Genomic DNA, 2,401 nt, shown 5'->3' with positions numbered 1-2,401 from the left:
CGCCCCATCCGTCCCGTCCGTCCCGTCCGTGGGGTACAGCACGGCCGCGTGCTCGGCGGTGACGACGCGGTGGCGCGGGTGACGGGGGGTCAACGCGCGCGTGGAGTGGTACGCGGAGGCGAGGGTCACCTGTTCCACGCCGAGCGCGGCGATCCTCCGGGCGGCGTCGGGGTCGCCGTTGACGTCCCAGGGATAGACGAACGCGGACGCCTTCACGCGCTCCCCCCGGACTCCGCCCCAAGCAGTGCGTGGCCGCGCTCCACGAGCCGTACGAGCTGCGCGACATGTTCCTCGGCCGGCTCGTGCAGCGGCGGCCGGACCTCTCCGACGTCGAGCCCGGTCTGCCGTACGCCGGCCTTGACGAGCGAGACGGCGTACCCGCGCCCCTGTGCCCGCAGCTCGACGAACGGCCGGTAGAAGCCGTCCAGGAGCCGGTTCACGGTCACGTCGTCACCGGTGCCCAGCGCCTTGTGGAAGGCGAGCGCGATCTCGGGCGCGAAGCAGAAGACGGCCGACGAGTAGAGGGTGACGCCGATGCCCCGGTAGGCGAGCCCGGTAAGTTCGGCGGTCGGCAGCCCGTTGAAGTAGAGGAAGTCGCCGGGTTCCTCCGTGCGTACGGCGCTCACGATCCGCTGCATCAGGTCCAGGTCGCCGAGCCCGTCCTTGAGCCCGATGATCCCCTCGGTGCGCGCCAGCTCGACGACGGTCCCGGGGGTGAACACGGCGTTGTCGCGCTGGTAGACGATGACCGGCAGGGCGGTGGCCGCGGCCAGCTCCCGGTAGTGGCGCAGCAGCCCCTCCTGCCCGGCCACCACCAGATACGGCGGCATGGCGAGCAGCCCGTCGGCCCCGGCCTCCTCCGCGAGACGGGCGTAGCGCACGGCGAGCGCGGTGCCGTATCCGGCGCCCGCGACCACGGGCACCCGCCCGGCCGTCTCCTCCACCGCCGCCCGTACGCAGTCCTGGAACTCCTCGGGCGTCAGCGCGTGGAACTCCCCGGTGCCACAGCACGCGAAGACGGCGGCGGCCCCCGCCGCGACGCCCCGGCGCACATGCGTACGAAAGACGTCGAGGTCGAGCGAGCCGTCGGGCCCGTACGCGGTGACGGGGAAGAACAGCGGGCCACTCGGGACGGTGAGCCGGGTGGCGAGATCGGCGGCGAGAGGGGCTGGCGTCACGGGCTCTCCCTGAACGTGCGTGTCATGCGTGCCATACGTGTCATGCACGACACACATCCGTACATACTCATGATTAGCGTCTACATCTCTGAACATTCTCAAGCTAAGGGCCCACCACAGGGCGGGTCAAGCCGACCGGCGGCCATCCCGGGGGCGGAATTCACGGCCCCGCGTCACACTTGACGGCACCGGCCACCCCTCCCTAGCGTGCCCACGGATGTGAATGCCGTACACGCATACGACCTTCACCTCTGAAGGAGACCCCTCCGGAGCCCCAAGGAGACCCGAGGATGCCCGCCCCCCGAACCCTTCTGCTCACCGGCGCCGCCGGCGGACTCGGCACCCTGATGCGGGACCTGCTCCCCCGCTACGGCTACGAACTGCGCCTGTTCGACCAACTCCCCGTCGAGGGCGAACCCGACGCGATCACCGCGGACCTCGCCGACCGGCCGGCGCTGCGCGAAGCGGTGCGCGGTGTCGACGCGATCCTCCATCTCGCCGGGATCTCGGTGGAGTCGTCCTTCGAGAACATCCTCCGGGCGAACATCGAGGGCACGTACAACCTGTACGAGGCGGCGCGCGAGGAAGGCGTGGGACGCGTCGTCTTCGCCTCCTCGAACCACGCGGTGGGCTTCACCCCCCGCCCCCAGGGCGCCGATCCCCTGATCCCGGTCGACACCCCGCGCCGCCCGGACACCTTCTACGGCCTTTCCAAGTCCTTCGGCGAGGACCTGGCCCAGCTCTACTGGGACAAGCACGGCGTGGAGACCGTCTCGGTCCGCATCGGCTCCTGCTTCGCCGAGCCGAGAACCGTGCGCATGCTGTCCCTGTGGCTGAGCCCCGCCGACGGCGCCCGTCTCTTCCACGCGGCCCTGACCGCCGAGGGGGTCGGCCACACCGTGGTCTACGGCTCCTCCGCCAACACCCGCCTGTGGTGGGACCTGGGCGCGGCGCGGGCACTCGGTTACGCGCCGCAGGACGACTCCGAGCCGTACGCGGAGAAACTGATCGCCGAACAGGGCGACCTCACCCCGGAGAACCCGGCCCACGCCAACCTGGGCGGCCACTTCGTGACCGACCCCCCGATCTGGCCCCCGGGCGCCTGAGGCCCGGGCCCCTGTTTCCCACCCACCCGCTTACCGTCTCCTTCCAGCGCGACCCCAGGCACCGTTCAGCCCGTTGGGGGTCCCCCCTCTGGGGGAGCTTGAGGACGAGGCCCCTTC

Annotated in this window: 2 protein-coding genes and 1 pseudogene; 1 reads left to right on the top strand and 2 read right to left on the bottom strand. The window is 71.3% G+C overall.

The annotated features are described in order from the left end of the window. Together AOK08_RS34790 and AOK08_RS34785 are read right to left on the bottom strand one after the other, a co-directional pair. A pseudogene (locus AOK08_RS34790) lies at positions 1-216 on the bottom strand (hypothetical protein); the annotation flags it as partial. Further along, on the bottom strand, positions 213-1,178 hold the full coding sequence (locus tag AOK08_RS34785) for a 5-dehydro-4-deoxyglucarate dehydratase (protein WP_055533456.1): 966 nt from the start codon (positions 1,176-1,178) through the stop codon (positions 213-215). The gene AOK08_RS34785 and the pseudogene AOK08_RS34790, both read right to left, overlap by 4 nt. A gap of 290 nt (positions 1,179-1,468) precedes the next feature. On the opposite strand from AOK08_RS34785, the gene AOK08_RS34780 reads away from it, so the two are divergent. Then, complete coding sequence (locus AOK08_RS34780; RefSeq protein WP_055533455.1) at positions 1,469-2,284, top strand: NAD-dependent epimerase/dehydratase family protein; 816 nt, start codon at positions 1,469-1,471, stop codon at positions 2,282-2,284. Positions 2,285-2,401 lie beyond the last annotated feature (117 nt).

The organism is Streptomyces graminilatus (assembly GCF_001418565.1).
GTDB classification, from domain to species: domain Bacteria; phylum Actinomycetota; class Actinomycetes; order Streptomycetales; family Streptomycetaceae; genus Streptomyces; species Streptomyces graminilatus.
The sequence above is the reverse complement of the archived record's forward strand: the minus strand, read 5'-3'. Positions and strand labels throughout refer to the sequence as shown.